Raw genomic sequence first — 19,476 nt, 5'->3', positions numbered from 1 at the left:
CCCGCTCACGAGAGCTCTCCGAGCGCCACGAGCTGGGCGAAGCCGGGGTGCGCGGCCCGCACCTCCTCGAAGGTGCCGGCCCCCTCGATCCGGCCGCCGTCGAGGAAGAGCAGCCGGTCGGCGCCGCGCACGGTCGAGAGCCGGTGGGCGACCACGAGGACGGTCATGCTGCCGTGCAGCTCGGCGACGGCCCGCGAGATCTCGTGCTCCGTGCGGTTGTCGAGCGCCGACGTCGCCTCGTCGAGGACGAGGACGGAGGGGCGCCGGTACAGCGCCCGGGCGAGGCCGAGCCGCTGGCGCTGGCCGCCGGAGAGGCGGACGCCGCGCTCGCCCACGCGGGTGTCCAGACCCTGCGGCAGCCCGCTGACGAACTCCTCGAGCTGCGCCGTCCGCAGCACCTCGCGCACGCGCTCGTGGTCGACCTCGGCCGCCGGCACCCCGAAGGCGACGTTCGCGGCGACGGTCGCGTCCAGGAGGAACACGTCCTGCGGCACCACGCCGAGCCCCGCGTACCAGGCCGCCGGGTCCTCGTCGATCGGCCGCCCGCCGCAGAGGATCCGGCCGCTCGTGGGCGGGAGCAGGCCGAGGACCAGGTCGAGGAGGGTGCTCTTGCCGGCGCCGCTGGATCCGACGAAGGCGGTCGTGGCGTTCCGCTGGATCACCAGGGAGACGTCCCGCACCACGTCCACGTCGGAGTCGGCGTAGCGGTACGTGACGTGCTCGAGCGCGATGTCGCCGGAGTAGCGGCCGCCCGGCCCGGGCCTCTCGTCGTGCGCCCCCTCGGAGGCGAGCTCCTCGGCCGCCTCGGAGACGATCCGCAGGCCCGCCTGGCCGCTGCGCACGATCGCGAAGGTGGCCGAGACGCGGTTGAGGGTCGGCAGGGCGCGGAGGGAGGCGGCCGCGAAGACGCCCAGGACGGAGAGCGCCTCGGCGCCGGAGCCGGTGGCGACCAGGATCCCCGAGACGCCCACGACGGCGACGACGAAGCCGATCTCGAGCAGGTACTTCGGCAGCTCCGAGACGAGCGAGAGGGAGCGCAGAGCCTGGGCGCTGCGGCGCTTGGCCCCGCTGAAGCCGGCGACCAGGCTCGCCGCGCTCGAGGTGAGGCGCGCCTCGCGGAACCCGTCGAGCGAGGGGAGCAGGAACTGCCACGACTCCAGCGCCGCCTCCGCCATCTCCTCGCCGATCCGGCCCTGCCGCCGCCGCAGGAGGGCCTGGACGCCGCCGAGCAGCACCGCGAAGAAGACGGCCGCGAACAGGGTCGCGACCGGCGAGGCGACCAGCAGGATCGCCACGATCGCGACGAGCACCAGCAGATCGGAGGCGATGCCGATCACGCCGAGCAGCACGCCGGCCGCCTGCGCGCTGGCGTCGTTGATGGTCCGGTACACCTCGGCGAGGCGCCGGGAGCGGTGGACGGCGTAGGGCGCGAGGACGTACCGCCGCAGCAGCTCCGTCGCAGCGTCGGCCGAGATCCGCGTGGTGCGGCCGAGCAGCCACCACCGGAAGACGATCGTCCCGGCGCTCTTGAGCACGAAGACGACCGCGACGAAGCCGGCGATGATCGGGAGGAGGGTCTGGACGTCCGTCGAGCCGAGGACGCCGGAGAGGACGCCGAGCGCGCCCGTGGTGGTGTCGGTCCCGGTGAGCAGCGCCATGAGCGGCACCATCGCGGCGACGCCCAGGGTGTCGAGGACCGCGAGCGCGAGGGAGCCCGCGACGGCGGCGGTGATCCAGCCCGGAGAGGCGGCGCCGGCCAGCGAGAGGAGGGTGCGCAGCCCCGGTCGCAGGGACCCGCCGCTCACGCCGCCACCCCCTCGTACACGGCGGCGATCCCGCCGCACATGGCGGCGACGTCCCGCACGGCGCGAGGAGCCGCGGCCCTCGACGCCTGCCGCTCCAGCGCCGCGGCCACCGCCTCCGGGTCGTCGGCGTCGACCAGCGAGTCCCGCTCGACGATCTCGGGGTTCCCGCCCACCGCGGAGGCGACCACGCCGATCCCGCGGGCGGCCGCGTCGAGCAGCGTGTAGGAGCAGTTCTCCCAGACCGAGAGCTGGGCGACGACGTCCGCCGCGGCGAGCGCCGCCTCCGGATCGGCGAAGCCGGGGAACGACACGGCGTCGCCGAGGCCGAGCCGCTCGGCCCGGGCGCGCAGGGTGCCGTCGAGCGGCCCCTCGCCGGCGACGGTCAGCGTGGCGCCGGGGACGCGCCGGCGCAGCACCGCGAAGGCCTCGAGCAGCGCGTCGAGGCGCTTCTCCGGCGCCAGGCGCGCGAGCGAGAGGACCCGGAGGGAGCCCGGCTCCCCCGGCTCGCGGTCGCGGGGCGCGGCGTCGACTCCGTTCAGCACGACCTGCACCGGCAGGCTCGGCCGCCACTTCTCGATCATGGTGCGGCGGGTGGCCTCCGAGACGGCGATCGCGCCGTGGAACGACCGCAGCCGCGCGTGGTGCGCCGCCGCGGTCGTCCGCGCCCGCAGTGCGGTGCGGTGGTAGACGTCGGGCCCGGCGATGCCGTGCTCCGTCGTGACGCGGCGGACCCCACGGGGCAGCGGGGTCGCCGCGGTCACGAGGTCGGCGTGGGCGAGGTGGGAGTGGACGACCGCCGGGCGGAGAGCCGCCGCGGTCGCGCGCAGGGTCGCCACGGAGGCGGCGGCACCGGCGGACACTCCGAAGCGCCCGGTCGTCACGGCCGAGCCCTGCTCCCGCAGCCGCTCGGCGAGCGCTCCCTCCGGGCAGAGCACGACGAGCCGGTGGCCGGGGATCCCGTGCCGGGCGGCGTCGAGGACGTGGCGGGCCACCCCGCCGAACTCGCCGACCGGCACCGCCCAGAGCGCGAGCGGGGTCACAGCCACTCCTCCAGCCGCTCGAGCGCGGTCCAGAAGCCCTCGCCGCTGTTGACGTGCCCCTGCCAGATCTCGGGGATGAACGGCACCCCGGGCGCCAGCTCGTCGAGCGACGCCGCGAAGTCCGGCCAGTCGATCTCGCCCTCGCCGATCTGCACCCCCTCGCCGTCGACACCCGTCGCATCGACGAGGTGCAGGTGCGCGCTGAGCGGAGCGAGCAGTGCCACCGCCTCCGAGAAGGCGAGCCCGAGGTGGTTCGCCGCGAGCTTGGTGTGCGAGGCGTCGAGGCAGAGCGGCGTGCCGGTCGCGGCCGCGAACTCGGCGGTGTCGCGCGGGTCCACGAAGAGGTTGTGGAACTGCTGCCCGCCCATGAGCCACGGGTAGGGCGGGAGGGTCTGCGCCAGCACGCGGACGCCGCTCGCGTCGATCCGCTCGAGGGCGTCGGCGACGCGCTCGTAGAGGGGAGCGCGCTGATCCGGAGCCACGTGCGCGTGCCGGGTGAAGCCGCCCATCGTGACGACCATCATCGGGTCCTCCTCCTGGCGGAACCAGCGCGCGAGGCTCCGGGTGGTCTCGACGGTGCGCTGCACCTCCGCGATCGAGCGCTCCCACACGTCGTCGTCGAAGGAGGCGAGGTCGACGAGGAAGTCGCCCGCGAACAGGTCCGGCAGGTGGGTGGTGAAGCCGGAGTCGAGGCGGCGGGTGAACACGTCGTCCGGCTCGATCTCCAGGTCGCGGTACGAGAAGTGGAACTCGAGGAAGTCGGCGTTCGACTCCGCGGCGAGCGCCGCGTGGTCGTGGTACCGCACAGGCAGGCCCCAGGGGCGGCGGAACCGGAACGGCCGGCCGGACGGCGTGCTCTCGCGCAGGTCGCCGGCGAAGAAGAACCCGCCCTCCTCGACGTCGCGGTGGAGGGCGCGGCCGAGCAGCTGCGGCAGCTCGTTGGGCTGGAGGCCCCGGCCGGGGCTGCGGACGACGACGTCGGCGGCGCGCACCACGTCCCCGATCGAGAGGTCGCGGGAGGCGACCAGCGACTTCGCGAGCGAGACGCGGTTCATCGACTCGCCCGTCGAGACCGATCGGGCGTCGCGCGTGCCGAGCGAGTCCTCGATGTCGCGGATCTCGCCGACCATGCGGCGGAACTCGTCCGGGAGCAGGGACACCGTGTGGTCGTTGCCCTCCATCCCCCGGTCGACCGTGAAGTGCTTCTCGACGATGCGGGCCCCGCGGGCGACGGCGGCGATGGGGACGTGCCAGCCCCGCTCGTGGCCGGAGTAGCCGACGACGCCGCCGCCGATCTCGGCGAGCCGGTCGAGGTAGGCGAGGTTGAGGTCGCGGTAGGGCGCCGGGTACGTCGACTGGGTGTGCAGCAGGGCGAAGGAGGTGCCGAGCGAGCGCAGCAGCGCGACCGACTCGAGGATCTCGGACTCGCGGGACATCCCGGTGCTGAGCAGCAGGGGCAGCCCCCGGGTGCCGGCGTCCTCGATCAGGCCGTGGTTGGTGAGGTCCGCCGAGGCGATCTTGAGGCCCGGGATCCCGTAGTCGACGAGGGCCTGCACGCTCGGGGCGTCCCACGGGGTGCAGAGGACGTCGATCCCGGCCTCGGCCGCGTGGTCGAAGACCCGGAGGAGCGGCTCGGCGGGCAGCGAGAAGCGGCGCAGGAGGTCGATCGTGTACTGGGCGCCGAGGTCCTCCCCCGCGGTGGCCCCGCCGGCGCGCCGGTAGAGGGAGTCGAGGTCGCGCAGCTGGAACTTCACCGCGTCGGCGCCCGCCTCGACCGCGAGGTCGACCAGCCGCCGCGCCAGATCGACCGAGCCGTTGTGGTTGTTGCCGATCTCCGCGATCAGGAAGGCCGGGTGGCCGTCGCCCACCTCGTGGCGGCCGATCCGCAGCGCCCGGTCGCCCTCGACCGCGATCGCGACGAGGTGCCCGCGATCGTCGACGAGCGGGAGGTGGCTGATCCCGTCGCGGCCGAGCCGGGCGGCGATCGCGGTGGCCGGCTCGTCCGCTCCCGCCGTGCGGACGGCGGTGTTCGCGACGGCGAGGGCCGGGACGTCGAGGGAGGCCGTCGGGTTCGCGATGATCCAGCGGCGGAAGTCGCCGTCGGACACCGACCCGCGGAGGATCCCGTGCCCGTCGACGCAGAAGACGATCCGCTGCTTGTTCGCGTTGATCTTGGCCAGCGCGGTGAGCACCGGGTCCTCGGCGAAGACGATGAACGGGGCGAGGTGCCGGTCGATGATCATGCGCCGCCTCCCGCCGACAGGCCGAGGAGGGTCTGCTCGACCACCGCGAGGTCCGCCTCGGTGTCGATGTCCCCGCCCTCCGCCTCGTCCATGACGAACAGGCCGACCCGGCCGCCGATCCGGTTGCGCTCGCGCTCGTAGACCTCGGTGCGGGTGAGGTAGAGGGACCCGGTCTCGCGGTAGAAGAAGTCGGCCTCGGCGAGGTCCTGGCGCCGCGGCCGGGCCGTGACGTCGTACTGCGGCACGGAGGCGCCCTCCTGCAGCCGCCAGAGGAACGGCGTCTGCGGGACGACGCCCACCAGCGAGTCGACCCCCGTCGAGGCGAACTGCTCGAGCGCGCGGGCGAGGGTGCCCGGGAGCCGGATCGGCGAGGTCGCCTGGAGGAGCATCACCGCGTCCGGGCGGCGCCCCAGCGCGGCCCGGTGCTCGATCGCGTGGAGCACGACGGGCTCGGTCGCCGTCTCGTCGCGCGCCAGCTCGGCGGGCCGGAGGAACGGCACGTCCGCTCCCGCCCCCTCCGCGATCGCGGCCAGCTCGGGGTCGTCGGTCGACACGAGCACGTCGAGACCGGCGGCGAGCGCCTGCTCGATGCTCCAGACCACCAGCGGGCGGCCCGCGACGGGGCGGGCGTTCTTGCGCGGGACGCCCTTCGAGCCCCCGCGCACGGGGATGACGCAGAGAACGGTCACGGGGTGCCTCCTTCGGCGATGGCGAGTGCCCGGCGGGCGACGGCGACGGCCGGCTCGACGGACGGGACGGGCGGAGCCGCGGTCGGCGTCTCCCCGCCCCAGCGCGCGAGCCGGTACCGGCTCCAGAACTCGAGCACCCAGGCGGGCGGGTCCTCGCAGACGACCCACGCGGGGATCCCGGCGGCCGCGGCCTCGAGGACCCCGGTCGAGAAGATCGAGGCGACCGGCCGGGCCTGCGCGGCGAGGTCGCCGCCGCGGAGCACCCGGATGCCGCGGCGCTCCCACCGCGCGTGCTGCCAGCGCGAGCGGCGGTCGACCTCGGCGGGGTGGGGGCGGTAGTCGGCGCCCGCCTCGCGGCAGAAGCGGGAGGCGGTGGCCGCGGCCGTCCGCCGGGGCAGCTCCGCGCCGTGCAGCTGGCCGAGGAACAGGGGCCGCTCCTCGAGCCGCTCGGGGCGCGGGCGGCGCGACGCGGTCCAGAGCAGCTGGCTGCCGACGACCTCGGTCTCCACGTCGCTGCGGCCGGAGGTCCAGAAGGCCGCGTCCTCCTCCGAGAACGCCAGCAGCGTCGCTCCGGGCGGGAGCGGCGGGGCGGAGGGGGTGAGCAGGCCGTGCTGCACGACCAGGAAGCGGGCGCCGAGGATTCCGGACCAGCGGTGGGCGGCCGCTCCCGCCGCGAGGAAGTGGCCGGTGGCGATCACGGCGCGGAGGCCCCGCAGCTCGGCGGGCGGGTCCGCCTCCGGGTCGACCGGGTGCGCCCTCCAGCGGCCCGGCAGCAGCCCGGACAGCGCGTCGCCGGCTCCGGAGGGAGCGAGGACCGCCGCGGGAGCCCCGCCGAGAGGAGCGAGCGAGGCCGCGGTCGAGGCGAGGGCGCTCGCCGTCGACGCCTCCACCGCGAGCAGGACCGCGGGCCGGTCGCCGCGCACGTGCAGCACCAGGCGGGTCGGCTCGGAGCCCCGCAGCGCCGCCCGGGCGGTGCGCAGCGGGTCGCGGCCGCGCTGCCAGCGGCGCCAGGCCTCCAGGTCGGTCGGGTGCGTCAGCGCCACAAGGCCCTCACCTCCCGCATCCGGTGCACGAAGGTGTGCTCGGCGCCGGTGCGGCGCGCGCCCGCCTCGCGGATGCGCCGCGCCCACGAGGGGTCCGCGCCCGCCCGCCGCACGTGCTCGACGAGCTGGTCGCGCTCCTCGAAGACGAGCACCTCGCTGCCCACCTCGTAGAACTCCGCCACCTCGGGCCGGTCGATCAGGGTCAGCGCCCCGACGCCCGGCGCCTCGAAGGCGCGCATCGAGAGCCCGCCGTGGCCCGCGCCGTGCAGCGCCAGGGTCGCGGTCGAGCCGGCCATCACTCCGTAGTAGCCCGCCCGCGGGACGTCGCGGCGGGCGGGGACGCCGGCCGAGCGCCAGCGGCCGGTGCGCGCCACGTCCCAGGGATGGCGCGACCACTGCCGCCCGTACGCCTCGACCGCGACCCCGCCGGCCGCGAGCTCCCGCAGCACGCGCTCGCGCTCGGGGTAGCGGGCGCCGACGAAGGTCACCGCGGAGGAGGGGCGGGGGCGGAAGGAGAGGAGGGAGTCGAAGGCGTCGGGCAGGTGCCCGGCCGGAACCCCCGCGCGGACGAGCTCGGCGACGTCGGCGACGGAGTAGCTGACGATCGACACCGCCTCCCCGGCGAGGGAGCGCAGACGGTCGACGGGGTGCCCCATGTTGCGGAGCTCGTCGTAGAGCCAGAGCACCACGGGGACGCCGGCGCGGCCGATCTCCTCCCACCAGGCGTCGCCGAGGGAGTCGCCCTTCACCACGAGGACGGCCCGGGGCCGGACGGCCCGCAGCGCCGCGATCGCGCGGTCGGTCTCGGCGCGCATCGACGAGCGCCGGAGCCGGCCCCCGGGGAGCCGGTGGCCGAGTGCGTCGCGCACGTGGCCCAGCCCGGTCGCGGCGTCGTAGCGGTGGACGACCACGTCGTCGCCCAGGTGGGCCAGCGCCGATTCGAGCGCCTCCCAGTAGCCGTGGAAGACCGGGCTCACCACGAGCACGGGCCCGCTCACCGGGACGCCGCCTCGGCGGCGGCGACGAGCCGGAGCTCGCGCCGGAGGACGGCCAGCGGGCGCACGTCGCTGCCGGCGGCGGCACGCACCGCGTTGGCGGCGAGGTTCACGGCGGAGGCGGCGCGCAGGGCCGCGGCGAGGGCGGCGGGGCGCCCGCCCCACTTGCGGGCGTAGCGCAGGCGCGAGGCGACCAGCCAGATCAGCCGGCGCGCGGGGTCGGAGGAGCCGCCTCCCGTGTGCTCGGCGACGACGGAGCCGGCGAAGACCGAGGGCACGCCGCGCTCGCGCAGCCGGCGCTGGAGGTCGACCTCCTCGCAGTTCATGTGGAAGGACTCGTCGAACCCGCCGACCGCGCGGAACTCGGCCACCGGCAGCAGCATCACGGCGCCCACCACCCAGTCCACCGGCACCGTCGCGCCCGGGGCGCACCGGGTGTCGTGGCCGACGGCGGCGTGCAGCCGCGGGCGCCAGCGCGCGAGCGGAGTGAGCCACTCCACGACGTAGTGGCGCAGCCGCGGGAAGCGCCGGCCGACCCACTGCCGCTCCCCGCCCGCGTCGACGAGGTCCGGAGCGACGACCGCGGGCAGCCACGGCCGTCCCGCCTCGAGCAGGTCTCGGAGGAAGGAGGGTCCGACGACGAGGTCGCTGTTGAGCACCAGGAGCAGCGGGTGGCGCGCCCGGGCGGCGCCCGTGTTCACCGCGGCGCCGAAGCCGCCGTTCCGCTCGCGCCGCACGACCTCCACTCCGTCGATCCCGGCCGGGAACGGGACCGGGGAGGCGTCGTCGACGACGACGATCTCGAGGGCGGGGGGCGACTCCTGGCTGCGGAGCCGCTCGACGAGGGCGAGCGCGGGCGCGGGGTCGCCGTAGTGCGGGATCACGACGCTCACCCCCTCGGCGGTCACCTCGCGACCGTCTCGGCGGCGCGGTCCCGGCGGAGCGAGCGGCGGGTGCTCCGGACGGTGGCGGCCGGGGGCTCCGCGCCGACGGGCAGAGCACCGAGAGCGGGGAGGATCACCCGGAGCAGGGCGTCGATGTCCTCGACGGCCGCCGCGGCGACGTCCGGTCCGCGCCCGAACGGGTCGGCGAAGTCGTCCTCGGCGCCGTAGGGGGCGGTGTCGTCGGCGAGCAGCCGCAGGAGCGGGACGCCGGGGGCGGCTCCCGCCAGCCGCGCCGCCCGGCGGACCGTGGTGGTGCGGCGCGCGGCGGCCGGGAAGTGGCGGGTGACCCACTCCCGCTGGCCCGCCTCGAACACCAGCACGGGATCGGTGCCGGCGAGCATCCGGCCGTCGGCCTGGCGCGCGCGGTGCCCGGCCGTGGAGAGTCCGCGGGCCCGCAGCGCATCGCTGAGCTCGGGGTCGAGCCCGCGGCCGGCCTCCGCGTGCGTTCCCGCGCTCTCGACCCGCCAGTCGGAGCCGGCGCCGAGCAGGCGCGCCGCGATCAGCTCGGCCGAGGGCGACCGGGCCACGTTCGCATGGCAGAGCAGGAGCAGGCGCCCGCTCATCGAGCCGCCCGGCGGGACGTCTGCGGAGGCAGGGCCCGCGACTCCACCGGGGCGAGCTCGGACCGGCGCGGTGCCGCCGCCGCGCGCTTGCGCCCCGTCGCCGGCTGCGGCTCGGCGTAGTACGCGTTCTTGCGGTCGTAGTAGTAGTACCCGGTGTCGCCGTCACGGGCGGTGACCATGTTGAGCACGGTGCCGAGCACGCGGGCGCGGACCTGCTGGACGATCCGCCGGGCGGCGACCACCTCGGGCCGGTGCGTCTGGTTCGAGGCGACGACGAAGACGACGCCGTCGACGACGGTCGCGACGATGGAGGCGTCGGTGACGGGCAGCACGGGCGGCGCGTCGATGATGACGAAGTAGTCCTTCGAGAGGCGCGCGACCAGGGCGCGCATCGCCTCGGAGCCGAGCATCTCGGACGGGTTCGGCGGGATGTGCCCGGCCGGGAGGGCGTAGAGGCCCGCGGTGCCGGTGGGGCGGATCGCGTCGTCCACAGGGATCTGGTGGCTGAGGACCTCGCTGAGGCCGATGGCGCCGTCGATGTCCAGCATCCGCGCCACGGAGGGCCGGCGGAGGTCCGCGTCGACCAGGAGGGTGCGCTGCCCGGACTCCGCGGTGACGCGGGCCAGTCCGGCGGCGATCGTGGACTTGCCCTCGGCCTGGTTGGCGCTGGTGATCACGACGCTGCGCGTCTCCTCGTCGACGCTGGAGAAGCGCAGGCCCGTCCGGAGCGAGCGGAACGCCTCCGCGGTGAGCGCGTCGGTGCCGCGGCGGCCGCCGGTCCGGCCCGGGCGTCCGGCCTTGGGGATGCGCCCGAGGACGCCGACGCCGAAGAGCTCGGTGAGGTCGTCGACGGTCCGCACGCGGATGTCGAGGGCCCGGCGGAGGAAGGCGAGACCGAAGCCGAGCACCAGGCCGCCCAGGGCGCCGAGCAGGATGTTCCGCACCCAGTCGGGGCTCGTCGGGGCGGCGGGCGGCTCCGCGTTCTCGAGCGGGACGACGGTGATCTGCGGTGTGCGGTCGGCGGTGGACTGCGTCTCGATGTCGGTGATGACGGCCGCCAGCGCCGCGAGCGCCCCGTTGGCCAGGGCTGCGGCGTTCTGCGCGGTCCCGGCCGCGGCGGTGACCTCGATCAGGGTGCTGCCCGGAGCGACCCTCGCGGTGAGGCGGCCGCTCAGGGCCTCTCCGCCGGGGTTCGCCTCCGGGTCGGCCTCGATCCGCTCGGAGACGGCGCTGCTCGAGATCAGCGGCAGGTAGGCGTTCGCCCGGGTCACCGCGGTCTGCGACCCGCTGATCGCATCGGCCGAGCTGCCGTCGCTCGCGGCGATCACGAATCCGGCCGAGCTCGACTCGTAGACCTTCGGAGTGAGGAACGAGAAGGCGGCCATCGCCAGGGCTCCGACGAGCACGGCGCCCACGAGGGTCCGCCAGTTCCGCCGGATGAATGCGATGAGATCGACGACAGTCACTGCGCACCTTTCTGCGTGCCGCGCATGCGCCGCACGACGATGCTGAGGTGTCGGTCACGCTAGCAATGCGGAGCGCCTTTCCCTAGGCGGTCCCCGACCCCTCGGGAGGCCCTTTCTGCGAGGATGACGACATGTCCGCGCCAGGGGGAGAGATCGTCGTCGAGAGGCGTTCCCCGCTCGTTCACGCGGCCTTTCCGATAGCACATTCCGCTCGGATACTCGATGCCGTCCTGATGGGCCTCCTGGTCTACCGGCTCCCCACCCCCTTCCTCCCGGGGAGCGTCCCGCTGGCCCAGACGGCGCTGGCCGCCCTGGTCCTCGTCAGCCTCTTCCGGCGGCCCACCCGCCGTCTCGGACGGGCCGCCTGGTACCCGTGGCTGTGCCTCGCACTGCTCGCCTTCGTCCTCGCCGGCTCGTCCTTCGACGGCCTCGACGCCCTGCGCCGGGCGGCGAACATCGCGCTCGTCATGCTCGCCGCGGGCTTCCTCGCGAGCGGGCGGATCGACGTGGTCTCGGGGCTCAAAGGACTCGCCGCGGCCCTGTCGCTGAACGCCGTGCTGTTCGTCGCGGGACTCGCCCCGGACAGCTACCAGGGCGCCCTGACCGGCTTCCTCCAGGACAAGAACGTGGCCGGTCTCGTCTACGGAGCGGCGGCGCTGCTGGTCTCGGCGCTCGGCTCGCGGCTGTGGCTGCGGATCGGCGTGCTCGCGCTCGGAGCCGCTGCGGTCGTCGCCACCGACTCCCGCACGTCGATGGCGGCCTACGCCTGCGCGCTCGTGTGGCTCGTCGCGGCGCCGTACCTGCGCCTGCTCTTCCGCGCGCTCCTCGGCGGCGGCCTCGTCCTGCTGTTCCTCTGGGCCGAGCGGAACCTGGCGACGGCGGGCGACTACGGGGTGGAGCGGGCCGGCTCCGACGCCCTGCGCGCCCGCATCCTCGACGCCTCGGTCGACAAGGTGGCGCTCTCGCCGTGGACCGGCTCCGGACTCGGCGAGGCGACCGCGCGGGTCGACGGGATCGACTGGTTCTTCCACAACTCCTACCTGGCGCTGATGGCCGAGGGCGGCGTCGTGCTGCTCGTCGGCGTCATCGGCACCGTGCTCGTGGCCGGCTTCGCGACGACGGCCGCCGGGGCCGGGAGCCGCCCGGGGCACGCGGTCGGCGCGGCGAGCATCCTGGTGCTGCTGTGTGCGACGCAGCTGGGCGAGGTGTTCTTCGCCCCGATCTCGTTCGTCGTGATCGGCGCGGGTCTCGCTCTGCTCGCGGAGCAGTCCGCCCGCGCCCGCGCTCTGCCGCCGGAGTAGCGCCTCCCGCGTCCGCCCGATCCGGCGCGGATCCGCGGGTCCGGGGCGCGGAGGTCCCGGTCGGCGGGCCCTTCCCGGTGGGGCGGAGGTCGACCGGTGTTGCCCCGGCCGACCGCTGCTCAGCCCCGGCCGCGCTCGCGGACCGCGTCGCGGAGGATGGCGCGGACGCCCGCCCACATGTGCCGCGCGTTCAGCTCGACCAGCACCCGCTCCCGGCCCGCGCGGGCGACCTCGGCCCGCTTCCCGTCGTCGCTCAGCACCGCCTCCAGCACCGCCGCGATCCCCGCTGGATCGTGCAGGGGCAGCGAGAAGGACGTCTCGCCGTCGCGGACGTAGCCGGTCATCGCGGCGCTCGCGGTGACCGCCGTGCAGGTCCCGCAGCCGGAGGCCTCCAGCAGGACGCTCTGGCCCGTCGGGTAGGCGAGGTCGTGGCTGGTGACGACGACGAGCTCGGCGTCGCGCAGGTTGTCGCGGTGCCGGCCGACCGGGACGGGATCGTGCAGGACGACGTTGGCCGGCAGCGCCCGGGACGGCCGCCGTGCAGGAGTGGTCACGATGTCGAACCGCCGGTGCGGCAGGCGCTCGGCGGCGGCGACCAGCGAGTCGAAGTCGCGCCCGCGGTCGACCCCGACGGCGAGCACCTCGAACCGCTTCGGACGCGGAGGAACGGGCCGGTAGTAGTCGGAGTCGACCCCGAAGAGGACCGGTGCGATCCGCCGCTCGTCGACGCCGTGCCGGGCGAAGACCTCGCGCTGGTTCTCGCTGAGCACGACGAGCCGGTCCACGCCCTGGAGCAGCCGGACCACCTGTCGGCGCCGCTCCGGCGAGCCGGTGAGCAGCTCCTCCGCCCACCAGCAGGAGAGGACCACGAGCGGCGTGCGGCCGTACGGCCCGAGCCGCGCGCGCCGGAGCAGGGCGGGGAGGCCCGCCTCCGGCTCGAGCACGCAGAGCACCGCGTCGGCCGAGCGGACCGCCCGGAGTGCGCGCAGCTGCGTGTCCACGTTCAGCCCCGTGCGGTGCTCCACGACGTCGCGGAGCTTCACGTGCGCGGGCCGAGACGCGTGACCGGGGACGAGGAGCCGCGTCGAGTCGTCCCGGAGGAGGTCGGCCCGGTACGGCAGCCTCCCGCGGGCGAAGGGCTCGCCCGGAGCCAGGCGCAGTGTCGAGTGCTTGAGGAACAGTCCGAGCACTCTGAGGACTTCCGGTTCGCGGGTCATCGTCGTCCTTTCCCGAGGGAGGAGGAGATGCTCCCCGCGGCATTCCCCGGAAAGCGGATCGGTCTCCTGGCGGGAGGATCAGGAATCATCGGAGAGGGCCATCCGCGCCAGAAGTCCGTCGATAGCCGACTTCCCGGAGGACGGGGAGTAGGAATCGTTCCAGCGGGCACGATCCCTCTCCCGCGACTCCGATAGTCCTCTCTTCTTCCGGGCTCTGATCAGCTCGGCCAGAGCCCGCGGATCCCCGGCTCTGAACGTGGCGTCGATCGACGGGCCGACGACCTCGGGGAGCGCACCGGCATCGCTCACCACCACGGGGACGCCGGCCGACATCGCCTCCGTCACGACCAGGCCGAACGACTCCGGCTGCACCGACGGCACCACCAGGAGGTCGATCCGCGCGAAGAGGTCGCCGGGCTCGATCCACCCCGGCCGGTCCACCAGAGCGGCGACCGGAGCGAGGGCCGCCTCCACCTCGCGACGCTCCCGCTCCGCCACGAAACGGGGCTCGCCCGCCAGCACCAGGCGATACGCGCCCGGTTCCCCGGCCTCCAGCAGCGCCAGCGCCTCGGTGAGGACCCGCACCCCCTTCGCGAGCGAGGGACGCCCGAGGAAGCCGAGGACGGTCGTCCCGTCCTTCCGCGGCCGCGCCTCCGGCAGCTCGACGCGGCGGCTCCAGTTCGGCAGCACGGTCGACCCGGGGACGACCCCCGCGAGGTAGCGAGAGGGGACGAGGGTCGCCAGCGCGCCGCGGCGGGCCACGGGCGCGAGCAGCCGCTGCAGGCCGGACGGGCGCTGGTGCAGATGCACGATCCGCCGCGGACGCCCTGCGGTCGCGACGGCCGGCACCAGCCCGTTGCACCACAGCACGCCCTCGCGGGAGGAGGCGTCCCAGCGCCGCAGCGCGCGCATCCAGGCGGGTCTGCCCACGGCCTCGAGCTCGACGACCCGGTGGCCGGCGGCGAGGGCGGCGGCGACGAGCGCACGCGGCTCCGAGGGGCCGACGACCACGACAGGGACCTCGAGCGCCTCGAGCGCCTCCGCGATGCTCAGCAGCATCACCTCGCCGCCGCCGATGTCGCCGTTGTTGGTCGCGAGCGCCACCGGAGGCCGCCCGGCGCCGCCCGCTCCCCCGTGGATCATCCGCCGCCCCGCCCGCCTCCGTGCGGCGCCCCCGCGGCCCGCGGGCCCATCCTCACCGAGACGAGCGCCCGGCTCCACCGCCCCGGACGGGCTCCGCGGGCCGCGGGAGCGCTGGAATACTGACCGGATGGAGCTCGTGGGCGTTCTCTGGGCCGACGAGGCCGTGCCGCTCGTGTCGGCGTTCGTCCACCGGCGGGCCGACGCGGCGGGGCTGCGCGCACTCGTGCTCAAGGGACCGACCGCCGCCGCCGACCGGCTCCGGCCGCCCCGCGCCTCCGGCGACGTCGACCTGCTGGTCGCCCCCGACGACCTGCCCCGGATCCTGGCCCTCCTGGCCGCCGACGGCTGGACCGAGCGGCCCTGGCCGGACGGACCGACGCTCGCGGCCAAGCACTCGCGCTCCTACCGGCACGCCGCGTGGCCGGTCGACATCGACGTGCACTGGCGGTGGCCGGGATTCCTCGTGCCGCCGCGCGACGCCTTCGAGGCGCTGTGGAGCCGGCACCGGATCGTGGAGCTGGCCGGCCGTCCGGTCGCGACCGCGAGCGTCGCCGACTCGGCGCTCGTGCTGGCGCTGCACGCGCTCCGCGACGCCTGGCAGATCACCGACCCGCGCCTCACGCGGCCCTCCGACTACGACCTGCTCGTCGAGGCGGTGGGCGCCCGCGCGGAGCTGCACGCTCCGCTCCGGGCGGCGGCGGAGGAGCTCGGCGCCGTCCAGACCGCGCAGCCCTTCCTCGACGCGCTCGGCATCCGCGCGCGCGCCGGGGAGGTGCCCGTGGCCGAGCTGCGGGCGTGGCGGATCAACGCGAGCTCGCCCCACGCCTCCGCGGGGTGGGTGCAGGCCGTGCGCGCGGCCGGCTGGCGGCAGCGGCCGCTGCTCCTCGCCCGCGCCGTCTTCCCCGCTCCCCACGCCCTGCGTGCCGCCGACCCCGCCATCGGCCCGCGCCGGATCGACGTGGCGGCCGGCTGGTGGCGGCGGCTGCGCCGCGGCGCCCGCACGGCTCCGCTCGCGTGGGACCACCTCCGACGGACGGACAGGACCTGACATGACCCGCCGGCTGATCCGCGCCCCCTTCGGGCTCGGCGTGCGCTTCACCTTCGACGACACCGTCCCCGACCGCTTCGTGGCGGAGGTGGAGGAGTCGTGGAACGACGTGGACGACGACGCCGATCGCCCGGGCTCCGAGTACCGGGTGTCGCTGACCGAGCCGGTCGGGGAGCCCGGAGTGATCGCGCAGCCGACCGAGGACGCCCTCGCCGAGCACATCGGCGCCGCGCTCACCCTCGCGGCGGCCGACGCCTGCGAGGGCCGGCTGCTCAGCGTGCACGCCTCCGCGGTCGCCCTGACCGACGGCCGCGTCGTCGCGTTCGTCGGCCGGCCCGGTGCCGGGAAGTCGACGCTCGTGAGCCTCGCCGCGCGCCGGTACGGGTACGTGACCGACGAGACGCTCGCCGTCCGCCGCGACGGGCGGGTGCTGCCGTTCCGGAAGCCCGTCGCCCTCCTCGACGGCGGCGACTGGAAGCGGCACCGCTCCCCCGCCGCGATGGGCCTGCAGCCGCTGCCGGACGCTCCGCTGCGCCTGGCCGCCCTGCTCCTGATCGCCCGCGACCCGTCCGGCCCGGCGGAGCCCCGGCTCGAGCCGATCGCCTTCGACGAGGCGCTCTCGGTGCTGCTGCCCGAGCTGAGCCACTTCGCACGACTGCCCGCGGCGCTGCACCACCTCGCGGGGCTGCTCGACTCCGTCGGCGGGGCCCGGGTGCTCCACTACCGCGAGGCGGAGACCGTGCTGCCGCTCCTGGAGCGGATCGGGGAGCCGTCGCCGGTCGTCGCCGACGCGCCGGAGGCCGATGCGGCGGCGCCCGGCCCGGGCCTGCTCGCGCGAGCCGCCGGCGTCGAGTGGGTCGAGCGCGACGGAGTGGTCAGCTGCCTCCTCGACGAGCGGGTCGAGACGCTGAACGGGATCGGCCCGGTGCTGTGGCGCGCTCTCGGGACGCCCGCGACGGTCGACGCGCTGACCGGGGCCGTCGTCGCCGAGCACGGCGCCCCGCCCGCGGGCGACCCCCGGGCGCACGTCGAGGCCGTGCTCGACGCGATGGTCGAGCACGGCCTCGTGGTCCGCGGCGCCTGACGGCGCCGAGCGCGGCTAGCCCGTGCGGACGTTCGGCCCGACGGAGCCGCGGGCGATGAACAGGTCGAGCAGGTTCACGAGCCCCACCGCGCGGATGTAGAGCGCCGCGACGTCGTAGCGGCCGACGGGGAGCGCCTCGAGGGCGGCCGGCCCGGTCGGGTTGGTGGAGCGGTTCTGCGCGTTGACGTCGATCTGGATGACGTCCCGCAGGGCGGTGAAGACCGGGGTGAGGACCGCGTTCTGCAGCGTCGTGAGCAGCGGCGGGAGAGTCGCCGTCAGCAGAGTGTTCACCAGCAGGCGCACTCCGGCTCCGGCGGCCCCGGCGTTGACGAGAGGCGTCCCGTTCACGCTGATGACGTTCCCGATGCGGGTCGTCAGAGAGGTGAGGAGCGCGGCGGTGAAGTTCCCCACCGCCGTGCCCGGCACCTGCAGGGCGTTGTCGACGAAGAGGGTCGAGTTCGGCGGGAGGCCGTTGACGTAGGGCGACGTCGCCCCCTGGCCCGGCGCTCCGCCGAGCAGCGAGAAGAGATCGACCGTGATGGTCGCGGGGCTCGCCGACAGCTGCGCCTGGATCGGCTGCGTGCCGCCCGGCAGGCTTCCCGTCAGGAGCGCCGCTCCGTCGACCGTCACCGAGAGGACCCCGGGCACCGACAGGTTGACGGCGTTCGTGAGCAGAAGGGTGAGCGCGCTCGTGATCGCGCTCAGGGTGGGCGAGCTCAGCACCAGGTCCAGGCGGCCGACCTGGTAGTCGCGCTGCAGGTTGTCCGACCCGGGCACGCACGCCGACTGGAGGGACGCGCGACCGGTCAGGGCGCCGATCCGCAGGGTCAGGTCCGTCACGTTGGTGAGCAGAGCGGCCACTCCGGCGCCGCCGGACGCCGCGAGGATCGCCCGGAGGTTCACCGTCCCGAAGTCGGGGAAGCTCCCCGCCGTCGAGTCGAGCGCCAGCTGGCCCGCGTCCGTGATCGCACCGGCGGCTCCGCGGACGGTGCCGTTCGTGTTCGCCGACGCGTACTGGTTGAGGGTGCCGACGCCGGCAGGAGCCGCCAGCGTGAGGAGGGAGGAGAGCGTGCCGGTCAGCCCGGTCGCGTTCACGGCGATCGTGTTCAGCACCGTGGCGTTGACGCCGCCGGTCACGACGGCCGGGTTGCCCTGGTCGGGAGCGATCGCCGTCACGCCCGAGACGCCGGCGACGGTGTCGAGGTTCACTCCGCCGAGGAAGCCGCTGAGGAGGCGTCCGCGGGCGACCGCCTGGAAGACCGTGCCCACCGGGAAGCAGCTGATCGAGACGGCGGAGGCGGACTGCGCCAGCATCACCGCGGGCACCGACCAGACCGCTCCGGCCACGACCGTCCGCCGTGCGAAGACGCCCGCGGAATTCGCGCTCTTCTTCTCACTCTTATCGCTGATATCGCTGGATGCGAGCGGATTAGACTCCGACATTGGCGGCCCTCCGGTGCTGTCGCTCGACGTACACCCCTTGGCGCGTCGGCGGCAAACATAGCGAGAGAGGCGTCGCCATAAGAGGCGCTGGCGGATTTCTACTCGCACTGGCGGTGATCAGCGGAGAGGACGCGGAGAAGATGGCAGAGGACCCCCGGCTCCTTCTCTGGCGGCGCCGCCCGGACACGGCCTCCGTCGATCTGAACGGGCGCGTCCTGGTGCTCCCGCTGGACGTCTCCCCGATGGGCAGCCCCTACGCGCTGCGCGAGAGCGTGGCCGCGACCTGGCGGGCGCTCGACGACGAGCCGCAGGACTTCTCCGGCCTGGCCGACCGGCTCGCCCGCCTCCACTCCACCGATCCCGGCGCCATCGCCGACGACCTGGCGCGCGTGCTGAGCGGGCTGGAGGAGCTGCTCCTGGTCGAGAGCAGCCCGCGCGGCGAGGAGCCACGATGAGCGTCGCGAGCGTCGTCGTCCCCAGCTACGCGGGTGCGGCCCGCCTGCCCCGCCTCCTCGCCGCCCTCGCGGCTCAGACCCACCGCGACCTCGACGTGGTCGTGGTCCTCGACGGCGTCGTCGATGCCAGCGAGCGCGCCCTCGACGCCTCCCCCGTGCCCGTGCGCCGCGTCGTGCTCCCCGAGAACCGGGGGCGCTCCGCCGCGCTCACCGCCGGCTTCGACGCCGCGCGGGGCGACGTGCTGATCCGCTGCGACGACGACCTCGAGCCCGGCCCGGGCTGGGCCGCCGCGCACGTCGGGGCCCACCGGGACGCGGTCGTCGGCGTCGTCGGCCTCTGCCCCGACGTCGACCCGGGCACCGCCTACTCGCGCGCCTACGGCCGACCCGCCGGCGAGCGCTTCCGCCGCGGCGCCTACGCGGCGGGTTCCGACGCCTCCTGGCGCTACTGGGGCGGCAACGTCTCGGTGACGCGGGCGACGTACGACCGGGTCGGCGGCTACAGCACCGACTACCGCGAGTACGGCTGGGAGGATGTCGACTGGGGCTACCGGCTGCACCGCCTGGGAGTGCCGGTGCGGATCGAGCCCGGCGCCGAGGCCCTGCACCACGGCGCCTCCGTCTCGGCGGCGGTCCGCAGCCGGCGCGCGTTCCTCTCGGGGGCGGCCCGCCGCACCTTCGAGCGGCTGCACCCCGAGCAGGTGCGGGAGGCGGTGCCCGCGGCCGGCGCGTGGGACGCGGCCGTGCGCCTCCTGGCCCGCGGCGGGAGCGAGCGGCGGACGGCACTGGTCGCGGGAGTCGCGGACGCCGCGCTCGGAGTGGTGCCCCGCCCGGTCGGCGAGAAGCTGGTCGCGCTCGCCGTCGAGTCCGCGGCGATCGCGGGCTACGACCGCGGCAGAGGGCGTCCCGCGCACGGGTGACGGCGGCGCGGATCGACGGACCCGCGGGCCCGGCAGCGGCGCCGACGACGCGCGGGAGCCGATCTAGGCTCCCCCGC

General features: G+C 75.6%; 17 protein-coding genes. 5 read left to right on the top strand and 12 right to left on the bottom strand.

Features of this window, described 5'->3' with window-relative positions; all coding sequences use genetic code 11:
- Positions 1-5: 5 nt before the first annotated feature.
- From C5C57_RS13330 to C5C57_RS13290, 9 genes are read right to left on the bottom strand one after another with little or no spacing between them, the layout of a single operon-like run.
- Positions 6-1,805 (bottom strand): ABC transporter ATP-binding protein, encoded by a 1,800-nt coding sequence (locus tag C5C57_RS13330; RefSeq protein WP_104227195.1) that lies wholly within the window; start codon positions 1,803-1,805, stop codon positions 6-8.
- Positions 1,802-2,845 carry a glycosyltransferase family 4 protein gene (locus C5C57_RS13325; RefSeq protein WP_104297713.1) on the bottom strand — a complete coding sequence of 348 codons (1,044 nt, stop codon included), beginning with the start codon at positions 2,843-2,845 and terminating at the stop codon, positions 1,802-1,804. The genes C5C57_RS13330 and C5C57_RS13325 overlap by 4 nt, the downstream gene beginning before the upstream one ends.
- On the bottom strand, positions 2,842-5,088 hold the full coding sequence (locus C5C57_RS13320; protein ID WP_104297712.1) for an N-acetylneuraminate synthase family protein: 2,247 nt from the start codon (positions 5,086-5,088) through the stop codon (positions 2,842-2,844). Before C5C57_RS13320 ends, C5C57_RS13325 begins: the two co-directional genes overlap by 4 nt.
- A complete protein-coding gene (locus C5C57_RS13315) occupies positions 5,085-5,777 on the bottom strand; it encodes a cytidylyltransferase domain-containing protein (protein ID WP_104273571.1) in 693 nt (230 codons plus the stop codon). The genes C5C57_RS13320 and C5C57_RS13315 overlap by 4 nt, the downstream gene beginning before the upstream one ends.
- Complete coding sequence (locus C5C57_RS13310) at positions 5,774-6,820, bottom strand: hypothetical protein (protein WP_104273572.1); 1,047 nt, start codon at positions 6,818-6,820, stop codon at positions 5,774-5,776. Before C5C57_RS13310 ends, C5C57_RS13315 begins: the two co-directional genes overlap by 4 nt.
- Positions 6,811-7,818 carry a glycosyltransferase gene (locus C5C57_RS13305; protein ID WP_104263340.1) on the bottom strand — a complete coding sequence of 336 codons (1,008 nt, stop codon included), beginning with the start codon at positions 7,816-7,818 and terminating at the stop codon, positions 6,811-6,813. Before C5C57_RS13305 ends, C5C57_RS13310 begins: the two co-directional genes overlap by 10 nt.
- Positions 7,815-8,723 (bottom strand): glycosyltransferase family 2 protein, encoded by a 909-nt coding sequence (locus C5C57_RS13300; RefSeq protein WP_104297711.1) that lies wholly within the window; start codon positions 8,721-8,723, stop codon positions 7,815-7,817. Before C5C57_RS13300 ends, C5C57_RS13305 begins: the two co-directional genes overlap by 4 nt.
- The gene (locus C5C57_RS13295) at positions 8,720-9,322 is read right to left on the bottom strand and encodes a hypothetical protein (protein ID WP_104227202.1); all 603 of its coding nucleotides are present in this window, start codon (positions 9,320-9,322) and stop codon (positions 8,720-8,722) included. Before C5C57_RS13295 ends, C5C57_RS13300 begins: the two co-directional genes overlap by 4 nt.
- The gene (locus C5C57_RS13290) at positions 9,319-10,788 is read right to left on the bottom strand and encodes a polysaccharide biosynthesis tyrosine autokinase (protein WP_104247947.1); all 1,470 of its coding nucleotides are present in this window, start codon (positions 10,786-10,788) and stop codon (positions 9,319-9,321) included. Before C5C57_RS13290 ends, C5C57_RS13295 begins: the two co-directional genes overlap by 4 nt.
- Before the next feature lie 233 nt (positions 10,789-11,021).
- On the opposite strand from C5C57_RS13290, the gene C5C57_RS13285 reads away from it, so the two are divergent.
- Positions 11,022-12,089, top strand: a complete 1,068-nt coding sequence (locus C5C57_RS13285; protein ID WP_104297710.1) for an O-antigen ligase family protein — start codon at positions 11,022-11,024, stop codon at positions 12,087-12,089.
- Between the two features lie 119 nt (positions 12,090-12,208).
- On the opposite strand, the gene C5C57_RS13280 is transcribed toward C5C57_RS13285, so the two are convergent.
- Positions 12,209-13,306, bottom strand: coding sequence for a glycosyltransferase family 4 protein (locus C5C57_RS13280; protein ID WP_104297709.1), 1,098 nt, complete (start codon positions 13,304-13,306; stop codon positions 12,209-12,211).
- A gap of 78 nt (positions 13,307-13,384) precedes the next feature.
- A complete protein-coding gene (locus C5C57_RS13275) occupies positions 13,385-14,449 on the bottom strand; it encodes a glycosyltransferase family 4 protein (RefSeq protein WP_104287876.1) in 1,065 nt (354 codons plus the stop codon).
- 127 nt (positions 14,450-14,576) lie between these two features.
- Between C5C57_RS13275 and C5C57_RS13270 the strand changes: the two genes are divergently transcribed.
- The gene (locus tag C5C57_RS13270) at positions 14,577-15,497 is read left to right on the top strand and encodes a nucleotidyltransferase family protein (RefSeq protein ID WP_181069208.1); all 921 of its coding nucleotides are present in this window, start codon (positions 14,577-14,579) and stop codon (positions 15,495-15,497) included.
- Between the two features lies 1 nt (position 15,498).
- A complete protein-coding gene (locus C5C57_RS13265) occupies positions 15,499-16,581 on the top strand; it encodes a PqqD family protein (RefSeq protein ID WP_104297707.1) in 1,083 nt (360 codons plus the stop codon).
- Positions 16,582-16,596: 15 nt separating this feature from the next.
- Here C5C57_RS13265 and C5C57_RS13260 read toward each other — a convergent pair whose 3' ends face one another.
- Positions 16,597-17,928: a choice-of-anchor G family protein gene (locus C5C57_RS13260; RefSeq protein WP_104297706.1), complete on the bottom strand. Its 1,332-nt coding sequence runs from the start codon at positions 17,926-17,928 to the stop codon at positions 16,597-16,599.
- Positions 17,929-18,164: 236 nt separating this feature from the next.
- Here C5C57_RS13260 and C5C57_RS13255 point away from each other — a divergent pair, with 236 nt between their 5' ends.
- Both C5C57_RS13255 and C5C57_RS13250 read left to right on the top strand, forming a co-directional pair.
- Complete coding sequence (locus C5C57_RS13255; RefSeq protein WP_146076975.1) at positions 18,165-18,479, top strand: hypothetical protein; 315 nt, start codon at positions 18,165-18,167, stop codon at positions 18,477-18,479.
- A complete protein-coding gene (locus C5C57_RS13250; protein ID WP_104261308.1) occupies positions 18,476-19,399 on the top strand; it encodes a glycosyltransferase family 2 protein in 924 nt (307 codons plus the stop codon). Before C5C57_RS13255 ends, C5C57_RS13250 begins: the two co-directional genes overlap by 4 nt.
- The last annotated feature ends 77 nt before the right edge of the window (positions 19,400-19,476 follow it).

It is taken from the genome of Rathayibacter sp. AY1C5 (assembly GCF_002931705.1).
Lineage (GTDB): Bacteria > Actinomycetota > Actinomycetes > Actinomycetales > Microbacteriaceae > Rathayibacter.
The sequence above is the reverse complement of the archived record's forward strand: the minus strand, read 5'-3'. Positions and strand labels throughout refer to the sequence as shown.

Excerpts from the sequence above, each read along its gene's own strand:
- C5C57_RS13320 (WP_104297712.1), bottom strand. The coding sequence starts at position 5,088 with ATGATCATCGACCGGCACCTCGCCCCGTTCATCGTCTTCGCCGAGGAC.
- C5C57_RS13295 (WP_104227202.1), bottom strand. The coding sequence starts at position 9,322 with ATGAGCGGGCGCCTGCTCCTGCTCTGCCATGCGAACGTGGCCCGGTCG.
- C5C57_RS13285 (WP_104297710.1), top strand. The coding sequence starts at position 11,022 with ATGGGCCTCCTGGTCTACCGGCTCCCCACCCCCTTCCTCCCGGGGAGC.
- C5C57_RS13280 (WP_104297709.1), bottom strand. The coding sequence starts at position 13,306 with ATGACCCGCGAACCGGAAGTCCTCAGAGTGCTCGGACTGTTCCTCAAG.
- C5C57_RS13275 (WP_104287876.1), bottom strand. The coding sequence starts at position 14,449 with ATGATCCACGGGGGAGCGGGCGGCGCCGGGCGGCCTCCGGTGGCGCTC.
- C5C57_RS13270 (WP_181069208.1), top strand. The coding sequence starts at position 14,577 with ATGGAGCTCGTGGGCGTTCTCTGGGCCGACGAGGCCGTGCCGCTCGTG.
- C5C57_RS13265 (WP_104297707.1), top strand. The coding sequence starts at position 15,499 with ATGACCCGCCGGCTGATCCGCGCCCCCTTCGGGCTCGGCGTGCGCTTC.
- C5C57_RS13255 (WP_146076975.1), top strand. The coding sequence starts at position 18,165 with ATGGCAGAGGACCCCCGGCTCCTTCTCTGGCGGCGCCGCCCGGACACG.
- C5C57_RS13250 (WP_104261308.1), top strand. The coding sequence starts at position 18,476 with ATGAGCGTCGCGAGCGTCGTCGTCCCCAGCTACGCGGGTGCGGCCCGC.